Origin of the sequence: Trichodesmium erythraeum IMS101, assembly GCF_000014265.1 — a bacterium.
Taxonomy (GTDB): domain Bacteria; phylum Cyanobacteriota; class Cyanobacteriia; order Cyanobacteriales; family Microcoleaceae; genus Trichodesmium; species Trichodesmium erythraeum.
The window spans coordinates 1,513,907-1,533,757 of the sequence record NC_008312.1; the positions used below are offsets into that span (position 1 = coordinate 1,513,907).

A 19,851-nucleotide genomic window follows, 5' to 3' on the forward strand; every position below is an offset into this window, starting at 1 on the left:
TTAGTATTTTTAGGTGTTGAAGTAGGGTTAAATTCGTAGCTACAATTTAAGTAGTAATTGCCTGCTTATCTACTAATTATTATTTTTTATAAAGTAGGTAGGTATGAAAAAACTTAGATATATTAATATTTATGTACTGACTCTAAGCTCTTCCACATATTTGATTGGAGGTGAATTTACATTTTGTTACAGAGCGAAAAATTTCAACTCCAACCGACTTATTGTTTTAATAGGTTCATCAAGTTTGAAAATACTAATAAAAGGTAATTTATGATTTTATCTGTTTAGTTGTATTAGTTTTCCAAAATTATCAATTGTGAAAAAATAATACCTATATTTATTCTTAAACTTTGAATATTTACCTAACCCTTGAAAGAATATTTTCAATGCTTCATCTAAATTAAGACACCCTATTAATAAACTAGATTATGACAAGTTTTTATCAAATAAAAAATAGCTTTCGTGTGATTAGTAAAACTTCTCTAAGCTAAAAAAAATATTGATAATGATCTTTATATGCATGATTTTATAAACTTAAATTTCACCAAATTATAACACTATTTATTATTACCTAAATATTGATTCAAGAGTTTTTTTTATTATTTAAATTGAGCTTTTTTAGGCATAATTTTTATTTCTAACTGAGTTCAACCTATCTAAGATAGTATGTTTTTTTACTTATTAAAATATGGTTATTGTCAATATTAAGTTAATGTTCTATTGCTCTATATACCATAGAAATTTTTGCGTAGTAATTTATAGATTTCTGGGAAAAATGTGGAGAGGTAACTTCTATTCAAGTTTCCATTATCTGAATAATTTTCATAGTTTCGACACTAACATTATCAACTTTTTGTAGTAGGTCAATAACTGTTTCTTTATAGTTAGCAAAACAATAAGTATCAAATTTTTCAGTGATGGTTTTATCTTTAGACTTTTTCTCTTTATATTGATCTAATACCCACTCCAAAGCACTCCGGTTTCCGAGGCAATATTCCCAGGCAATTTTGGGAATTTTTTCTAATATTGTCAAAGTATCTATAAAGATTTTGTGGTTATTTTTATCTACTTTAAATTTTGTTTTGGGAGTGGGAAAGTTATCGGGAGTTGGTAAGTTAATGCGAGTCAATAAAAAAGGTTTAATATTTTCATAATTGATGTGTACTTCGATTAATTTTTTTTCCCATTTTACCCACTGTTTAAAATTTTCATAGAAGGGGAGTCAGGGAAATTTTTTTTTGAGATAAAGTTCGTATTTTTGGCGGTAAGTGGGGTAGTGTAAAACGGCGTAGGTGTAGTAGAAAATATCGAGTTTTTTGATTTTTTTTATTGTTGTAATTAGATTGAAATTTTTGGATACTCCAGTCACTAATATTGTCTTGGTGCCTTCCTTTTTTGTTTTAATAGTAGAGAGTAAATATATTTTACCCACTGTTTAAAATTTTCATAGAAGGGGAGTTAGGGAAATTTTCGTTTGAGATAAAGTTCGTATTTTTGGCGGTAAGTGGGGTAGTGAAAAATGGCGTAGGTGTAGTAGAAAATATTGAGTTTTTTGATTTTTTTTATTGTTGTAATTAGATTGGAATTTTTGGATACTCCAGTCACTAATATTGTCTTGGTGCCTTCCTTTTTTGTTTTAATAGTAGAGAGTAAATATATTTTACCCACTGTTTAAAATTTTCATAGAAGGGGAGTTAGGGAAATTTTCGTTTGAGATAAAGTTCGTATTTTTGGCGGTAAGTGGGGTAGTGAAAAATGGCGTAGGTGTAGTAGAAAATATTGAGTTTTTTGATTTTTTTTATTGTTGTAATTAGATTGGAATTTTTGGATACTCCAGTCACTAATATTGTCTTGGTGCCTTCCTTTTTTGTTTTAATAGTAGAGAGTAAATATATTTTACCCACTGTTTAAAATTTTCATAGAAGGGGAGTCAGGGAAATTTTTTTTTTGAGATAAAGTTCGTATTTTTGGCGGTAAGTGGGGTAGTGTAAAACGGCGTAGGTGTAGTAGAAAATATCGAGTTTTTTGATTTTTTTTATTGTTGTAATTAGATTGGAATTTTTGGATACTCCAGTCACTAATATTGTCTTGGTGCCTTCCTTTTTTGTTTTAATAGTAGAGAGTAAATATATTTTACCCACTGTTTAAAATTTTCATAGAAGGGGAGTTAGGGAAATTTTCGTTTGAGATAAAGTTCGTATTTTTGGCGGTAAGTGGGGTAGTGAAAAATGGCGTAGGTGTAGTAGAAAATATTGAGTTTTTTGATTTTTTTTATTGTTGTAATTAGATTGGAATTTTTGGATACTCCAGTCACTAATATTGTCTTGGTGCCTTCCTTTTTTGTTTTAATAGTAGAGAGTAAATATATTTTACCCACTGTTTAAAATTTTCATAGAAGGGGAGTTAGGGAAATTTTCGTTTGAGATAAAGTTCGTATTTTTGGCGGTAAGTGGGGTAGTGAAAAACGGCGTAGGTGTAGTAGAAAATCTTGAGTTTTTTGATTTTTTTTATTGTTGTAATTAGATTGGAATTTTTGGATACTCCAGTCACTAATATTGTCTTGGTGCCTTCCTTTTTTGTTTTAATAGTAGAGAGTAAATATATTTTACCCACTGTTTAAAATTTTCATAGAAGGGGAGTTAGGGAAATTTTCGTTTGAGATAAAGTTCGTATTTTTGGCGGTAAGTGGGGTAGTGAAAAACGGCGTAGGTGTAGTAGAAAATCTTGAGTTTTTTGATTTTTTTTATTGTTGTAATTAGATTGGAATTTTTGGATACTCCAGTCACTAATATTGTCTTGGTGCCTTCCTTTTTTGTTTTAATAGTAGAGAGTAAATATATTTTACCCACTGTTTAAAATTTTCATAGAAGGGGAGTTAGGGAAATTTTCGTTTGAGATAAAGTTCGTATTTTTGGCGGTAAGTGGGGTAGTGAAAAACGGCGTAGGTGTAGTAGAAAATATCGAGTTTTTTGATTTTTTTATTGTTGTAATTAGATTGGAATTTTTGGATACTCCAGTCACTAATATTGTCTTTGTGCCTTCCTTTTTTATTTTAATAGTAGAGAGTAAATATTTGAGATCCTCTTGAACCTATTCCACCATCACAAACAGTATTTGCTGCTTGAACAAAAAAGGAAACTTGATTGTGAATTGTTAAACAAATTGCTACATTATTTTTGACAATAATAAAAATTTGTTCCTGTTGATATAGTTTGTGTAGGATAGTTTTTGCCAGATAAAGATATTTTTTGGTAAGCGGACATTAAGTAGATGTAACTATAAAATCAGAATTAAACTTTAGGCTAGAATTTCTCAGTAAATGCTCTTATAGTTCAGAAGTATACTTAATTTTTCTATCAAAAAAATCATTAATTACTGTTTTATTATTTGATTGATTCCATCTAACTCTTTTTTGTTCATAAAACTTACAAAAAAACTGAACTTTTTCTGCTAATTGCTGTCTATCGAAGTCGTATAACCATTCATCTCTATTTGTTGCAATTCCTAATATAAATACTTTAAATATTGCTATTTCGCCTGTTTTGCTTTTAGCAAGTCTAGTATTTTTATCAGCTATAGGTAATAAATTATTAAAGTCATTATCTGTGAGATTTATCCAGTTATTATTTTTGTCTGCTTGAATATTTTCAAAATCAATTTTACTAAATTTAGTTGCTGCTAAAAATTGGAATTTATTCTCTCTTAATTCGTGCATAGGAAATAGATGACTGTAATATATTAGATTTCCTACTGTTTTTTCTTGACCATCCTTAAGCAAAAAGGATACAACAATTCCTGTCATAGAAAATTTTCCAAATATAGTATGTTTTTCTCTGATAAAAATCCCATCTATACCTGAAATAGCTCTAATATCATCCCCCTAGTCAAGAAAATAAGCATGAAAAAATTTTTTACTTATCACTTTTCTAAACCTGTCAAAAAAACTACCATCCAAAAATAAAGAGTTAGTTATAAAACAAATTATTCCTTGTTTACCTAATCTATCTGTTGCCCACCTAAAAAAATGAGAATACGAATCATAAGCCTTTGTTTTTTTACCTCTACTTTCTTTAATATAAATATCTTTTAATCTGCTTATCAAGTTCTGGATACGAAGGATTTTTATTATTATTATTTTCATTTACTTGATTTTAATTATAAGGATGGTTACCAATAATCACCGAAATTTCACAATCATTTTGCCGTTTAACACTCTCAGTATTTTTCACTATCATCGCAAATAAATATAACTGCTTACCCTCAAAGAAAGTATGTTCTAAAGTATCAACAAAACAAATATTATTAAACTATTCATAACTCCCTATTTTCTGCTGATAAGTATATTCAATATTAAAATTCCCAATGTAATAAGGCAAAATTGCTACCTCATTACAAAAAATATTATTCTGATACTTATACTCCAACTTATTCTTAGGCAAATACTCAATCAAATCAGTCACAAAAGTACTTGTTCCTGTTGCTATTTCGAGAATCTTTACTCCTGAATCACATAATAATTTTCCAAAATTTTTATCTGCCAAATAATCTACACTTTCAATCATAAACCTGACAATTTATTTACGATTATAAACAATTCCCAATCTATCAGTACCCAGGGGATGATAAGACTTATAAAAATTATCATAAACCACCTTCAAAAATTCCTATTTTTCGTGATAATTATAAATACTTGCCACCTTCCTTTTAATTACCCTATAATAACGCCCAATAAAACTTAAAGTATTTCGGCAATTTGTACCAGTAAAAAAAGTATTCAGAACATCCTCTAATTCTTTAGCAATATTGTTCTTTCAATGAAACTGAGACTTATTAAAAATATTCATAAAAATATCTTCAGTCAAGATGTGTCGAATAATCATTTCCTACACATCAAAGAGATTAACTTCAGAATTAATCTAATCTTGACAAATCCTCAAAAACTTATCCCTAGCTTGAAAAAAAATATGATTATTATTTCACTCTTTTGCAATTAAATCTCGTAAACTATTTAAAATAGTAGGTAAGTCTGATTTAAAAGTAGTAATAGCCTCTAAAAAAAAATTTACTTCCTAGCGAATATAATTAATAAAAGCATTAATAAACCCATCCAAAGCTTCAGTATTTCTCATCAATACTCTTGAAGTTTCTGTCGCTGCTTGAATCAAAACTGCCGTTCATGAATCCTCAAACAAAATATTTTCTTCAGGACAATCTTTAGCTAACTTCCTACAATTTTTTTTATCCAAAAGATGATAATTATCCTTGCTTTCTCAAAATCCATAATTAAGACCCAAAGCATCTTTAACTGTGCCATCAGTAGTCACATTTTTTCCAGTCTTAGTTTGATAATCTAACTCTGAAACTAAAAAAAATCTCTCCTTTTACAATACTCATTTAATAAGTTGTAAAAAACAGACAAAATCGAACTTTTATTCCGAGAAATGCTATATTTAATAATCTATTTGACTTCAGTATAATATCGATTAATCAAGAGTTTATAAATATTTTTAATAAAGAAGAAATAAGTAGTCAAAAGTAATAATTAATAAGTAATAAATAAAAAGTAATTATTTGGAATTCCTAGGAGAGCTATGGGATATGAAAAGCATAGATATGACCTATAATACTAACTAATAACTGATACCAAATATAGTTAAAAAGTACCTTTTTCCAATTCTTTTCTAACCATCTCCCCAAGAGGATACTCCATAAACCGTATTTACTATGAAGTGACTTCTGACTTTTGTACTTCGCCAATTCAACAGCTACTCTATCTTAATAAAATAGGGAAGATATCTTATACCTAATTTTTCTACTCCTTATTCCCTTTTGTAATACCAATTCTCATGCATTAATGCTATACTTCGTCAAGACTTTAGTTATTAAGTAATATAGGGTTTCTCAAGTGACTGAAGTCAAGTTGTTTTTCTTTTTTTATTCTCCTACTCCCTTACTCCCTAATTCCTAATCCCTTTTCTCAAAATGATTAATCAAACAAATATAAATCGAACAGTTTTAAATAATGGCATAGTTGTAATTACAGCAGAAAATACAGTTGCTGATATTGTATCAGCCAAAATATTCTTGGGAATAGGTAGTAGTTATGAAGCTAAAAACCAAGCTGGAATTTCACACTTATTAGCAGCAGTTTTGACAAAAGGAACAAAAAAATTATCGTCTTTAGATATTGCTTTAAAAATTGAATCAGTAGGAGCAAGATTAGGAAGTGATACAACAGCAGATTATTTTTTGCTGAGTATAAAAACAGTATCAGAAGACTTTAATGATATCTTTCAATTATCAGGAGAAATAATCAGATGTCCCTCCTTCCCAGAAACAGAAATTGAGTTAGAAAAACGGATTACCATTCAAAGTATTCGTTCCCAACTAGAACAACCTTTTACTGTAGCATTCTCTCAACTACGAGAGATGATGTATCAAGATCATCCTTATGCTTTATCAACTTTAGGCACAGAAAATACAGTATCTCAAATTACCCGCTACGACATTCAAAAATTTTATGAAACTTACTTCCGTCCAGATAATATAGTAATATCTATAGTAGGTAAAATTAGTAATGCAAAAGCCATTGCTTTAGTTGAACAAATTTATGGAGATTGGCAACCACCAAGAACACTTCTACCAACTTTAAATTTACCAAGAATAACTCCTCAACCTTTCACAGCAAAAAAATATCAAGAAACTCAACAATCTATTATTATGCTTGGGTATTTGGCAGCAAATGTTAATAGTTCTGACTACGCTCCTCTAAAATTACTTAATACTTATTTGGGAAATGGCTTATCAAGTCGTTTATTTGTAGAACTAAGAGAAAAAAGAGGTTTAGCTTACGATGTTTCTGCATTTTACCCTACCCGTCTCTATACTTCTAACTTTACAGTTTATATAGGTACGGCAGGAGAAAATACAGCGATCGCTAAGGCAGGATTAAAATCAGAAATAGAACGCTTAGTTACTGAATTACTCAGTGAAGAAGAGTTAGAAATATCCAAAAACAAATTATTAGGTCAGTATGCTTTGGGCAAACAAACAAATTCACAAATAGCTCAAATTTTAGGATGGTATGAAATCTTAAATTTGGGCATAGATTTTGATGCTAAATTTCAAAAAAATCTGGAAATGGTAACAACCTTAGACACACAAAAAGTTGCTATTAAATACTTTATTGAACCTTACATTTCAATTGTTGGAAAGGAAAAATAATGACTAACAGAGGTCATTGTCTAGGAATAGTCTTAATTGATTCTGGCTTAGGTAATAAGAGACTGTTTCTCAAAAAAAAGCTAAAGGTGGCCATGAATAAATATTGAAGGTAGGAAAATAAAAAAAACAATAATCACTATCAAATAAATGTCGTGAAAATCTTTAGTCAGGGCTCTAAGCTCTCGCCAGTGGGAACTACTCGAACTTCTACTACAGAAACCTCTCTCAACGAGGGCCAAAACCAAATGCTAATCTCGCAGAAGTAGTAAATGGTATATCCTATATCCTTAGGATTTTGCTTAGGGGTGTTTGGGGCAAATTTTGTATAACTTATCAACCATTTTTGTATAAATATTGATTAATTGTTATTAAATATTCTCGAAGTTCTTTAGAATTATAATAAGTCACTTCATCCCAAAATATTGCTAGTCTTTTTCCTAGTATTTGATGTTTTAAATATTTTGATAAAATATATATAATTTTCAGTATTTCTGCTCTTTAATTATTAAACAATAAATTCTTTATTTTTATAGTTTAAGTCTCCATAATAAGTTGATATTTCCAAATCATTTTTAATCGGAATTTATATTCTTTTATCTGTTATTCTCCAATAATATCCTAAGAAATAACCTCATAAAATATGAAATTTGTCAATGATAAAAAAATGTCAGGTTTTCAGCTTCTATTTCTAGTTGCTATTTAGTCAATAATTTATCCCTAACTTTTTTTCTTTCACTAATTTATAATTTTTATCTTGATTTTTTTGTGTTTTTTATACCTTATTTAGACTTTTGTTGAGGTTTTATAATGACTTATTAATATCTCAAAAACTACACTAAATTATATGTTAAAATATTTTTTTATCTGATATTATCTGATAATATTGTGCCTTTAAAAACTAAATAATTTGCTATTTTTCGACTACTTTTAAGTAACCCTTTTTGCATTGATATTAAAGCCTCAAACTCTCTAAACCATGAAAAATAAATCGCCTATTTTTTCCATTCACTAATAAAACTTTGAGAAACTTTTAATAATTCTTTAACTTCATAGTAAGATTTTCCAGAAAAAATCATTTTGACATGCCTTTGCTATTTTAATTCCTTTCAGCTATACATATTTGATTAATAAAATTATCTAGTTCATCTGTAATATTCATTTCATTGATATGTAGGACTCAACCCCAATAGTATTATTGAACAAAATACAAGGAAAACTTTTATTACCAAGAACCAAAACTTATAGCCATACTAATAGAGCTTTATATGGCAATCTATCATGATATTAGAGAAAGTATCTATCATCTGTAGAATATTAGGTATGCTAAACAATCGTACTTTTTCATGACCCCATTTATCTTTAAAATTATTTAGAATTAGTATATAAAATAAATTCCTCAAATTGTAATTATTCTCACAATCAAACTTCATTTACCATAACTAAAGAATCTTACCCAAAAATTGGATCAGATACAGAAACCTCTAATATAAATTTGCTAAGTCTCATTCATTGGTATTAAAGGTGATGAAGTCAGAGGATTAGGATTACAAGAACTTCTACAAGTAAAAAGATTTTGACAGGGAAAAGTTGATGGAGTATTTGGCCTTAAAACTCAAACTCCTGTGAAAGATGCTTAAAGAAAATATTAACAAGAGCACTCATGGCATTGTAGATACTTCTGTATAGATGACTTTACTAAGTTAATTCAAAAATTAGTCAAATGTGGTATACTTATATATGTAATTACGTAACTTAAAAAAAAAATTCCGTGTGCCTAAATCAGAACGTAAAATTTTACTAGATTTTGAAAAGCCTCTAGCAGAATTAGAAAACCGCATAAATCAGATTCGTGAACTAGCAAAAGATTGCAGTAGTGTAGACGTTTCTGAGCAAATTTATCAGCTAGAAGCAAAAGCAACTCAACTACGTCAAGAAATCTTTAGTAGTCTTTCCCCTGTACAAAAACTACAGTTAGCCCGTCATCCCAGACGACCAACTAGTCTGGACTATATCCAAGCTATCAGTGACGAGTGGATAGAGTTACATGGTGACCGTGGTGGTAGCGATGACCCAGCAATAGTAGGAGGTTTGGCCAGAGTAAATGGTAGACCTGTAGTAATTATTGGTCATCAAAAAGGGCGAGATACAAAAGATAATGTCGCTCGTAATTTTGGTATGGCTTCAGCAGGAGGATATCGAAAATCAATTAGATTTATGGAGCATGGCAATCGCTTTGGAATGCCAATTTTGACATTTATAGATACTCCAGGGGCTTGGCCAGGTATAGAAGCTGAAAGATTAGGACAAGGAGAAGCGATCGCCTATAATCTACGAGAAATGTTTCATCTGGACGTACCAATAATTTGTACAGTTATTGGAGAAGGTGGTTCAGGAGGAGCTTTAGGTGTAGGAGTAGGTGATCGGTTATTAATGCTAGAACATTCTATATATACAGTTGCTAGCCCTGAAGCTTGTGCGGCCATTCTCTGGAAAGATGCTAGCAAAGCTTCCCAAGCAGCAGAGGCTTTGAAGATAACTTCCTGGGATTTAAAAAAGATAGGGATTATTGATGATGTAGTTCCAGAACCCTCTGGTGGCGCTCATGCTAACCCCTTACAGGCAGCAGAAAACCTGAAAACGGCCATAGTCAAAAGTTTAGATGACTTAAACCATTTAAGCAGTCCACAACGCCGAAAAAAGCGCTATCAAAAATTTCGTTCTATGGGAGTGTTTTTGGAAACCTGATATGCTCCCAAACTAATGATGATATTTAGTATAGGTTTTTTGGTTGCGAGTCCCACCGACTTATGTTTTATATTTCTGTCTGCTTTTAGATCGCTACACATAATAATGCCTAAATTGAAAGAAATCAATTTGATATAAATAATTCTTTTAATGAAACAGAACTAACTTACGCACTACTACTATAGCTATATATGGTGTATTTTTGCTAATTTATTAGGATATTTACACTACGATTAGAATTAGAACCTTTGCGTAAGTCCTATGAAAGTAATCTCAATATCCAGATTCCATATCAGTTAGGTATATCTGTGACAGGCAATAGTTTCACTGCATAATATAATAGTTTTATTATTAATGTTTTTACCTCAGACAGCAGATTCAGTGATTAATGTATTCAATGTGGTAATGTGGTCAAATAATTAGTTTATATTTTCCCCGGCGGTTAGGCATGAGGATTAATTATAAGCTAACGGGGGAGCTTACTTTTCTGGTCTGCATTCACATGAAGCTATCCCCCATCCCCTCTCCCTTAGGATAATTTAGGGTTCGGTTACCCTTACTTTCGTTTTTCTTTTTTTTTGTATCAGACTACTCCCGCGCGCGACTAGTTTAATCAGTATGATATCTAATCACAGATGTCTTAAAAAAAACGGCTAAAAATTTGAATGATAGGCATACTAGGCTTTAAACCCAAGTTCTGTAAAATTTTTTTGCTGGTGCCCTATCCTCCAACCTATCTTACCTGCTCCCTCAAAGCATCTATACAGGGTTACTTCATAACTTCCGCAACGGTTGTATGTGCTTAATTTGCTGTAGTTGGATATTCACGGGATACTTTCTGAAATAATTATATTAGTAGTATTAAGAATTTTGTTAAAGATTAAGTACTTTGATATCTGGGGGCGTTTACAGTATCTAGTAAATTTTGTTTTGTAGCTCCTGATGAAATAATCACAAAAAAATAAAGAACTACTTAATTAGTCTGACGAGTAATTATTTCTATCCTGTTTTTGTCAATATACCTCTCTAGGAGTAAGAAACTTATTTGGGATCAGTCTTAACTACTTGACCATGATAAAATATTAAGCACAGTTTATCAGTGAATTTTAAATGCTTTGCTGATACCAATTTAGACAGTAGTTATTTACTTATTTTAGATAAATAATGACTTTTGACTTTAAAAAATGGATTCTTGGTCAGTGTAAAACTTACAGGAGAGAAATTGAAAAACTCTAATGGTTATAGTTCATTGCTTATTAATAACTAAAACTAATTAGTATTAATAAACAAAAAATTATAATCTAAGCTAAAAAATCTAGCATAAGTTAGGTCAAAATACAATTTGCTTTTTTTAAATTTGATCCCAATCTATTATGACTCAATCTTCTTCCAACCGTTCCAATTCTAAGAACACACTCAACATGAATGGAGTTAAAACTTCTGATGCAAATATGACGAGTCAAATTTCCTATAGACCTGAGCGTATCTCCTCATCCAATGGTCAATCAATTAAGCAAAAGCTTTCTACTGAAGACAGCAATGAGAGAATGAAGGAGGCAGTGCGGACAATCTTACTCTCAGTAGAAGAAAATCCTGAACGAGAAGGATTACTCAATACTCCCAAGCGGTTTGCAGAAGCAATGCAGTTTCTGACTAGTGGCTACAGTCAATCCCTCGAAGAAATTGTGAATGGTGCGATTTTTGACGAAGGTCATAATGAAATGGTTCTAGTTAGAGATATCAATTTTTTTAGTCTTTGTGAACATCATATGTTACCCTTCATGGGAAAAGCTCATATCGCTTACATTCCTAATCAAAAAGTAGTAGGACTCAGTAAGCTAGCTAGAGTTGTCGACATGTACTCTCGTAGATTGCAAGTCCAGGAGCGACTAAATCGTCAAATTGCTGAGGCAATTCAAACAATTTTGGAACCAAAGGGCGTAGCAGTTGTAATTGAGGCTACTCATATATCTATGGTAATGCGAGGGGTTCAAAAACCTGGTTCTTGGACTGTTACTAGTGCCATGGTTGGTCTTTTTAAAGAAGATCAGAAAACAAGAGAAGAATATCTAAACTTAATTCGCCATCAACCTACCTTCTTTTAACTGCCCCGAGAAGTCCTGCGCTCTTTTGAAGGAGAGCGTCGGGATAAAAGTCGGGCGTTATGTGCGTTTTTGATCTTAATTTTTATGATGGCTATTAACGATTATATATGCAGTCATTGTAATACTATATTGAGAAATAAAGCTCAATAAAAGGGGAAAACATTACCTTGGCTGAATAAACCTGCTTGGTTGCGTAAGCGCAACGTCGGGAGTTATGTAAATAGATAGTAAGACCTTTTTACCGAAAATTTGGGTTTAAAGTCTTGCCTTTTTAGGTTGACTTTTTAGTTGATTTTTTTCAATAAATATGTTAATATTTTATAAATTTTTCTTTCTCTTGAGAAAAAAATGGATAGGTCAGCAAATATAAGACTACTACCAAAATAGCGATAGACTTTCAAACTTAAACCCGATGAGGAGCTAGGGCTCAGTTGTTTCTCCGCACCTTTAGGTCGGGGAGAGTATTAACAAATTTATGCACTTACAAGTCAAAAAATAAGATAATTTAGCCTTAAAACTTATAATTTGCAAGCTTTTTAGGCGATTATTTAAAATTTCAGCATGATGCAACTATTTATGGTATTATTTTAGCGAATTGGTATAACTTTTCCTATATTCTTCTTCTTTTATACAACTCTTTATAGGAAACCAGCTTTGAAAAGTTGAGATTTAAGGGGCTTCTGAACTAAGGGAGGAATCTTTACAAAAAAGCTTAATTCCATCTTTTACTTCCTATCCTCTAAAACCATAATTTATACTTGGATCTATGCAATGCCAAATTCAAAGTATAACAATTTTCATGTTGGTGAGGCACAAAATTTGTTTCTGGCGCAAGAGTAAGGAGTCAGGAGTAGAAAAGAAGAAAAAGAACGGTACCTCAGTAACTTGAGAAAACCTATAGCAATCAGATTAAACGGTTGTAACAATTCAAAAACGAAGAAATAAACTCCGAAATTCTTACTTATCGGTGCGATTCATCTAAAGCCTTATCTCAAAAAATTACAAGATTTTGGATAGGGTAAAAATAAGATTGCTATATAACAGGACTTAGACAAAAAAATATATATATTAAGAGATTTCTGATATGGCTAAACCAATTAAATTTGGAACAGATGGCTGGCGCGGTGTCATAGCTGATGATTTTACATTTGAACGAGTTACTCTAGTAGCTCCTATTGCAGCAAAAATTTTAGATAAAAATTATGCTGATTCTACTAATAATAGTAAAACAATAATTGTTGGCCATGATCGCAGGTTTATGGCTGAAGAATTTGCTCAAGTAGCTGCAGAAGCTATTCAAAATGCAGGATTTGATGTTTTGTTAACGGATACTTATGCTCCTACTCCTGCTTTTAGTTTGGCAGCATTTCAAAAAAAAGCTCTTGGGGCTATTGTTATGACTGCTAGTCATAACCCAGGGAAATATTTAGGGCTAAAAGTAAAGGGTGCTTTTGGTGGGTCGGTACCTCCAGAAATAACTAAACAAATAGAAGATTTATTAACAGTTGAGACTGAAAAAAATCTAGTTCAAGAAGGTAAAATAGAAACTTTTAATCCCTGGCAAAATTACTGTGAAACTCTCAAAAAAATGGTAGAGATTCACAGTATTAAGTCGGCGATTAATGAAGGAAAATTAAAAGTTTTTGCAGATGTAATGCACGGAGCTGCTGCTGGAGGTTTACAACAAATATTGGGAGTAGAAATTGAAGAGGTTAATGGTAATAGGGATCCTTTCTTTGATGGTGGAGCACCTGAACCTTTGCCTCGTTATTTAAGTAAACTTTTTAAGAGAATTAAAAGTTATCGAGCAGCAAATGAAGGAAGTTTAGCAATTGGGTTAGTGTTTGATGGAGATAGCGATCGCATTGCTGCTGTTGATGGTGAGGGTAATTTTCTCAGCTCTCAAATTTTAATTCCCATTCTCATTGAACATTTAACAACTACACATGGGTGTAGTGGAGAAGTTGTAAAAACTATTAGTGGTTCTGATTTATTCCCGAAAGTAGCAGAGTTATACAAGATGCCAGTGTTTGAAACTCCTATTGGCTATAAATATATTGCTGATAGGATGTTGTCAACTCAGGTGCTTGTGGGTGGTGAAGAGTCTGGGGGTATTGGTTATGGTACTCATATTCCAGAAAGGGATGCTTTGTTGTCGGCGCTTTATTTGTTGGAAGCAGTGGTCATGTCTAGTGAAGATTTGACTACTATTTATCGGCATTTGCAAGAAAAAACGGGTTTTAGTTCTGTTTATGACCGGATAGATTTGCCTTTGCTTAATATGGGAGTACGATCACGCCTGTTGGAAGAGTTAATAAATAATCCTGTGACTGAAGTTGCTGGCCAAAAAGTGCTTGATTGTATAACTATAGATGGGTATAAGTTTCGGTTAGCTGATGGTCGTTGGTTGTTAATTCGGTTTAGTGGTACTGAACCTGTTTTGCGACTTTATTGTGAAGCTACGGATATGCAGAAGGTTAAACAAACTTTGGAATGGGCAAAAAATTGGGCTAATAGTATTTAGGAGTTTGATGAATTATATTATGTCTGGTCTCAAGAATTCAGGAGTCAGAAGTCAGGAGGAGTAAAAATAATTTTTTCATTTTTGTTTATAGCAATCCTAAATAAGTTGTAAATTTGATAGTAGCGGTGTGTCTCTAAACCCAAGGGAAAAATAGGATTCTGAAGCCACACCCTTACAGTTTTTTTTTAACAAATAATTTTATGCTGCTATAGCTAATTAAGCCGACAGGATATTATTTTCAATTGAAATAATAGATATCTCTAAAATAAAAATTAAGCTATAGTTTGAGTTGATTTTTTTGCAAAAATATAGTTAGTAATAAAAGATTTAAACATATCAATAAGCACAAAAAAACACCAAGATATTTATTTTATTACTGGTAAACAAGAAAAAAATCATGGAAAATACTCAAATAAGCTTTTTATAAAGTGATGAATGAAATATCCCCGTAGCTCCTTTGTGGATTTTTGAACTTTGTTAAAAAGGATAAATTACTTGATGACTAATCTGGAAATTATTTAAAATCAAGTATTATTTAATCTTTCTATATAGGCTGTTAAACCTGTCTCTTTCTGGGCTCTTGAAGTGCCTTGATCCAAGAAAACAAGAGCGTATATCATACCATAAATCTTGACCCACAAACTGCGTCTATAGATACCTAATATCGCTATTTCACAATCCTATATTCTCCTTTTTTCTCTTCTTTTTCCTAAGTAAAAACCTACAATTTCTTTAGTGCCTATGTCAATTAGTTAACCCGAGCCATTGTTTATTATTTTTATGCTCTATAAATGAACATATTTTATCACATTGGATAGTGAATTTACAGTTTTTTTTAGTACATTTAAGAGACTGGGAAACCGGAGGGTACTTATTATTGACATAACTCTGGATCTTGATGTTGGATCTTTATGTTTGACACACCTATTACAGGAACTATACCAGCTAAACTAATTTTTTCTAGCAGTAATTTATTTTCGGAGTTCTCTGGTTTCATTACTAAATATAATTTATTTGACTATTTTGGACAAATTGTCTAGAACAATTTTGACATTGATATATGCTACAGTAACGCGGGTAAGATGCCTGCAGTACATAATTTTTACCATTTATTTTGTACATCATTTGCCCAAAATATGGTATGAGTCAATCATCACTTACAACTTTAGAATTTGAATCTCAAACCAAATGGAAAATTGAAGAATTTCACGCCAGAATTAAATAATTAACAGGTTTAGGACGTATGCAGGGTGATGTTTGGGGAGAATAAAAAAAATTTTATGGCTTGTACAATGGAGCGTAAGTCCTGTTTGAAAAAAATTTGCACATAAATTTCGACAAGAGTATTTATCAAGAGTTGCTACTAATTATTATCAAAATATCTGGCCTCCGAATTGAAATATTCTTTAATTAAAATGAAGCAAATTTTTACTGGAATAACTAAAGTTTTTTTTTGAATAAAAATAGTTAAGCATTCGCTCCAGGTTGGGGCTTGCGTTATCCCATAAAGTGGAGCATGAAGATCGCGCCTTTTTTTGTCATGCACTATATATAGTGTCTTTGCGTAAGTCCTATATTTATCATATTTTGTTTCATCTCAATTTCTCAAAAGTCTCTTCCAAAAGCTTTCCCATACTTAGTCTGAGCAGGAGAATATATTTATCCAGTTTTTACTGGTCATCAGCAGCTTCTCTTATTCTCTAAGTTTTCACTTCCTTGATCGCTTTTTCTGCTTCCTCTTCCTCTATTTCACAGCCGTATTTTTTCCAGTAAGCTACAACGTTACCATTAAATGGTTTAGCACCTATTTCCCCAGAAATTATATTTAATGCCAGAGGATAAGCTTCATAAGCTGCCTCGATAGGTTGTAAATATTGTCAGTGGATAAATGTGTATCTAGTTCTAACCAAGTTTTCTGATCTCAATTTCGACTTATTTCTTACAGTTAACTTACCTAATAGTATGCAGTGCCCAAATTTTTTATAAGGCTCTGGTATTTGATGGGGGAAATATTGAGAAGTTAAAATGATTCAACTTTGATAATATTCTACTGCTAACAAACTCTTAAAAAAATTCTGCTGCCATTCATCTTTAAAATTGTTCCAACTTTTCTCCTCATTTCTCTCTATAATATTTTCCTAAGAAACTATTAATATTAAATATTCATTATCTTGTGACTGCTTCACAAAAAGGTTTAATTATCTGTAGGTATTTTTGCGGTCTTTTTCCTGGAAGCGATCGCCCCACTTTTCCACCTATCAACTTGTTACACTAGCAAAGTCTGAAGTTTGTCGATCAGATTCAAAATTTTCATTGTTGAAAAACTAATAGAAATTGAAATATATTGTGGCTATCGTCAGGTATGGGTTTATTATAGTACTTTAAAAGATCAACTCTCTAAATATTTTACATTATAAAGACTGTTTAAAGTTTGCATCTAAACTCCGATATAAATCTGGGTAGGCGTAGCATTTGTGACAATAATTTCAATCTATCTAAATTAATATCAAAATTTGACTGTATACCAATTACTATAGAAATATAAATTTTTTTTTAAAAATATGTAAAAATATATAAAAATATATCAAATTTTTTTCCATCTCCTAAAATCTCAGATGTTTGTTATACGATTCAAATAGGATTTCTCTAAAAGTAATGCTATACTTATACTGTTGATTTGTAATATTGTTAATTATATCTTATTACACTGAATATTCTCATTTTTTATTGAGTGCAATTTAATAAAATAAATATTACTAGTACCAGTAAAATTTGTGCTCCTTGAAAGAATAGCTTTTCAACCTTTTCTAAAAAACTACTAAATTAAACACAGGAAAATTAAATTTGGTATTTTTTCTACTCTCTATTCCTTAGTAACGGAGATTGCGGTGATTTAGTTCGGTTATACCAACATAAGTAATAGCTAAATACCTATATCTTAAGTATTAAGTAAGGTATACTTCTATAAGGATAACCAATCAACAAATATTAAAGCCTTTATAGAAGTCTAAATTTATTACTTAACTAGCTATCAGCTTTTAGTATCGAGTGATCAAATTTTTGAATTAGGGTTTAATTTTTCTTATCCCATCTCAAAAAGATTTTCCGACTGATCGCTGACTGTTTTTTTTATAGATTAAAATTATTTATTCATTTATTTGCACAAAAAAAATGGACAACTATATATTACCAACTTTAAGTGACATTTTTGCCTCAGAAAAGTCAAATATTGATGTTTATGCAACAAAAATGGAACTGTCAAAAGAAAATTACCCTCCTTCCATAACAGAGAAAAATAAAGATTTATATTTAAAGGCTCAAAAGGAATGGTATAGTGCTGTTGCTACGATTAATCAACTGCTAGAAAAGTTAGTAAGAACCTCAGATTCTCAAGATTTAAAAAATCAAGAAATAACAAAAACTTACAAACAGAAAGAAATTAAAAAAACTACTCCTGTACTAGAAAATTGGGAATCTCAAACTAGATCAAAATTCCCTACTTCTAATTCCTTGCTTTCTCATCTCAAATCATATCATGGATTAGTATTATCTGGTATGACTCCTGTGTTAACAAATCCTGCTTTAACTAGCAGTTTTTATACTTCAGTATTTACCAGTAAAATATCAGAATCTTTAGAATGGTTATCCATGTTTAGATGGCAAAGCTTACCTTTGTTACCACCAGCAGATCATATTAATTCTTTACCTGCTGCTATACCAATATTACCTTTATCCACTAAAGACCCGATAACAAATGAACAGTTTTGTTTAGTTTTAACTGCTGAATTTAGTTTGATTATGGTCTTAGGAAAAAACCAAGATAATACACCAGCTTTTCTATTTTCTTTTGAGCCAGAAATAGTAAAAAAAGCATGGCTTGTCTTACAGCAACGAAGAGTATTACCAAAATATTTTGATTTCAATAATCTTGATAAGTATCAAAGTTTTATTCACCAATATTCTCAAAAGTTAGCTATTTTAGATGATATTTTTGAGCAGTTTTTACCTGTAGCTCCTGACTACAAAATAGTGATGGAGTTTAGCCGCTTATTATTATCTAATTTACCAATTACAGATACTAAAAATGAAACATTAGAAGTCAATATTTATAACAAAAATGGAGAAAAGCAAGAAGCTACTACATCACTAAAATCTACTATTGAAAATCTCAAGTCTCCTGATGTGGAATTGTTACAGGCGATCGCTCACGAAGTTAAAACTCCTTTAGCAACAATTCAGACTTTAACCCGCCTTTTATTAAAACGTCTTAATCTAAATCAGGAACTAATGAGAAAACATTTACAAATGATTGATACTGAATGTACTTCTCAAATAGAACGCTTTAACCTGATTTTTAGAGCGGCAGAATTAGAAAATCAGCAACCTTTAAAAGAACAACATCCATATTTACAATTAACAAGTATTCCTCTGGCTCAAGTATTTAAAAATAGCATTCCCCGTTGGCAACAAAAAGCAACTCAAAGAAATCATACTTTGAAAGTTATTTTACCTCCAAAAATGCCAAGTATCATTAGCGATCCTACTATGCTTGACCAAGTATTAGGAAATTTGATTGAAAATTTCTCCCGTAATTTAGCCCCTGGCAGTCTTATAAAGGTGGAAGTAATGTTAGCTGGTAGTCAACTAAAATTACAGCTTAAGTCTGATTCTGATATTGGTGAAAAAAGTTCTTCACCTTTTACTAATTACACAAAAACACCTTTGAAATCTATTGGTCCTTTATTAATGTTTCAACCAGAAACAGGTAGTCTTAGTTTAAATTTAAAAGTGACTAAAAATTTGTTTCAAGCAATAGGAGGAAAATTAGTGGTTCGACAAAGACCAACTAAAGGGGAAGTAATGACTATTTTCTTGCCAGTTCAATAATTTATTAAGGTAGGATGATTTTGGAAAAAAAAATACTAATACTATGTTATTTTTAACAAGAAGTTTTTATTTGATTTCATGAATTAAGGTACAATTATTAGGGTTCAAACTTGCGATAATTTACTGGGATTTATCAAAATAGGCAGAAGTGGTTGGTGGAAAGTAACTGAATACTGAGAACCTAATTTTAGATTTGTGGAAGTATAGAAATCAGGTATAATTTGTGAGATAAAAGTTTAGTATTTATAGCTACAAGGGACAGCTATTCTTATTAAGAAGAAATTGTATTTTATTATTTTTATAATATTAAGTACTATTTATTGAACATGATCACCCCTCATGTTTTGTTGTCAGTATCTAGGTTAT

At 31.0% G+C, this 19,851-nt stretch carries 15 protein-coding genes and 2 pseudogenes; 5 read left to right on the forward strand and 12 right to left on the reverse strand.

The genetic code is table 11. The features are described 5' to 3' along the window. Positions 1-796: 796 nt before the first annotated feature. From TERY_RS24720 to TERY_RS32310, 11 genes and pseudogenes are all read right to left on the reverse strand, one after another. Positions 797-1,210 (reverse strand): annotated as a pseudogene (locus tag TERY_RS24720) (type ISP restriction/modification enzyme); the annotation flags it as partial. 12 nt (positions 1,211-1,222) lie between these two features. Then, positions 1,223-1,432, reverse strand: a complete 210-nt coding sequence (locus TERY_RS34455) for a type ISP restriction/modification enzyme (protein ID WP_196797216.1) — start codon at positions 1,430-1,432, stop codon at positions 1,223-1,225. Between the two features lie 26 nt (positions 1,433-1,458). Beyond that, positions 1,459-1,668: a type ISP restriction/modification enzyme gene (locus tag TERY_RS34460; RefSeq protein ID WP_196797217.1), complete on the reverse strand. Its 210-nt coding sequence runs from the start codon at positions 1,666-1,668 to the stop codon at positions 1,459-1,461. Between the two features lie 26 nt (positions 1,669-1,694). Beyond that, entirely contained in the window at positions 1,695-1,904 is a 210-nt protein-coding gene (locus tag TERY_RS34465; RefSeq protein ID WP_196797217.1) for a type ISP restriction/modification enzyme, read from the reverse strand. A 12-nt stretch (positions 1,905-1,916) separates the two neighbouring features. Continuing rightward, a complete protein-coding gene (locus tag TERY_RS34470; protein WP_196797218.1) occupies positions 1,917-2,141 on the reverse strand; it encodes a type ISP restriction/modification enzyme in 225 nt (74 codons plus the stop codon). A gap of 26 nt (positions 2,142-2,167) precedes the next feature. After that, complete coding sequence (locus tag TERY_RS34475; protein WP_196797217.1) at positions 2,168-2,377, reverse strand: type ISP restriction/modification enzyme; 210 nt, start codon at positions 2,375-2,377, stop codon at positions 2,168-2,170. A 26-nt stretch (positions 2,378-2,403) separates the two neighbouring features. Beyond that, a complete protein-coding gene (locus tag TERY_RS34480) occupies positions 2,404-2,613 on the reverse strand; it encodes a type ISP restriction/modification enzyme (RefSeq protein WP_196797219.1) in 210 nt (69 codons plus the stop codon). Between the two features lie 26 nt (positions 2,614-2,639). Beyond that, complete coding sequence (locus tag TERY_RS34485; protein WP_196797219.1) at positions 2,640-2,849, reverse strand: type ISP restriction/modification enzyme; 210 nt, start codon at positions 2,847-2,849, stop codon at positions 2,640-2,642. A gap of 26 nt (positions 2,850-2,875) precedes the next feature. Next, a pseudogene (locus TERY_RS34490) lies at positions 2,876-3,031 on the reverse strand (type ISP restriction/modification enzyme); the annotation flags it as partial. A gap of 294 nt (positions 3,032-3,325) precedes the next feature. Next, positions 3,326-3,802, reverse strand: a complete 477-nt coding sequence (locus tag TERY_RS32305) for a type ISP restriction/modification enzyme (RefSeq protein WP_052845744.1) — start codon at positions 3,800-3,802, stop codon at positions 3,326-3,328. Positions 3,803-4,307: 505 nt separating this feature from the next. Continuing rightward, a complete protein-coding gene (locus tag TERY_RS32310; RefSeq protein ID WP_011610737.1) occupies positions 4,308-4,562 on the reverse strand; it encodes a hypothetical protein in 255 nt (84 codons plus the stop codon). A gap of 1,420 nt (positions 4,563-5,982) precedes the next feature. Between TERY_RS32310 and TERY_RS04495 the strand changes: the two genes are divergently transcribed. From TERY_RS04495 to TERY_RS04515, 4 genes are all read left to right on the forward strand, one after another. After that, positions 5,983-7,224: an insulinase family protein gene (locus TERY_RS04495; RefSeq protein WP_011610738.1), complete on the forward strand. Its 1,242-nt coding sequence runs from the start codon at positions 5,983-5,985 to the stop codon at positions 7,222-7,224. A gap of 1,770 nt (positions 7,225-8,994) precedes the next feature. Beyond that, a complete protein-coding gene (gene accA, locus TERY_RS04505; RefSeq protein ID WP_011610739.1) occupies positions 8,995-9,969 on the forward strand; it encodes an acetyl-CoA carboxylase carboxyl transferase subunit alpha in 975 nt (324 codons plus the stop codon). A gap of 1,373 nt (positions 9,970-11,342) precedes the next feature. Beyond that, complete coding sequence (folE, locus tag TERY_RS04510) at positions 11,343-12,074, forward strand: GTP cyclohydrolase I FolE (protein ID WP_011610740.1); 732 nt, start codon at positions 11,343-11,345, stop codon at positions 12,072-12,074. Between the two features lie 1,084 nt (positions 12,075-13,158). Further along, the gene (locus TERY_RS04515) at positions 13,159-14,598 is read left to right on the forward strand and encodes a phosphoglucomutase/phosphomannomutase family protein (protein ID WP_011610741.1); all 1,440 of its coding nucleotides are present in this window, start codon (positions 13,159-13,161) and stop codon (positions 14,596-14,598) included. An 874-nt stretch (positions 14,599-15,472) separates the two neighbouring features. Here the strand turns inward: TERY_RS04515 and TERY_RS36195 are convergent. Then, positions 15,473-15,595, reverse strand: a complete 123-nt coding sequence (locus tag TERY_RS36195) for a hypothetical protein (RefSeq protein ID WP_370496622.1) — start codon at positions 15,593-15,595, stop codon at positions 15,473-15,475. A 2,174-nt stretch (positions 15,596-17,769) separates the two neighbouring features. Between TERY_RS36195 and TERY_RS04520 the strand changes: the two genes are divergently transcribed. Next, positions 17,770-19,485, forward strand: coding sequence for a histidine kinase dimerization/phospho-acceptor domain-containing protein (locus TERY_RS04520; protein WP_011610742.1), 1,716 nt, complete (start codon positions 17,770-17,772; stop codon positions 19,483-19,485). The last annotated feature ends 366 nt before the right edge of the window (positions 19,486-19,851 follow it).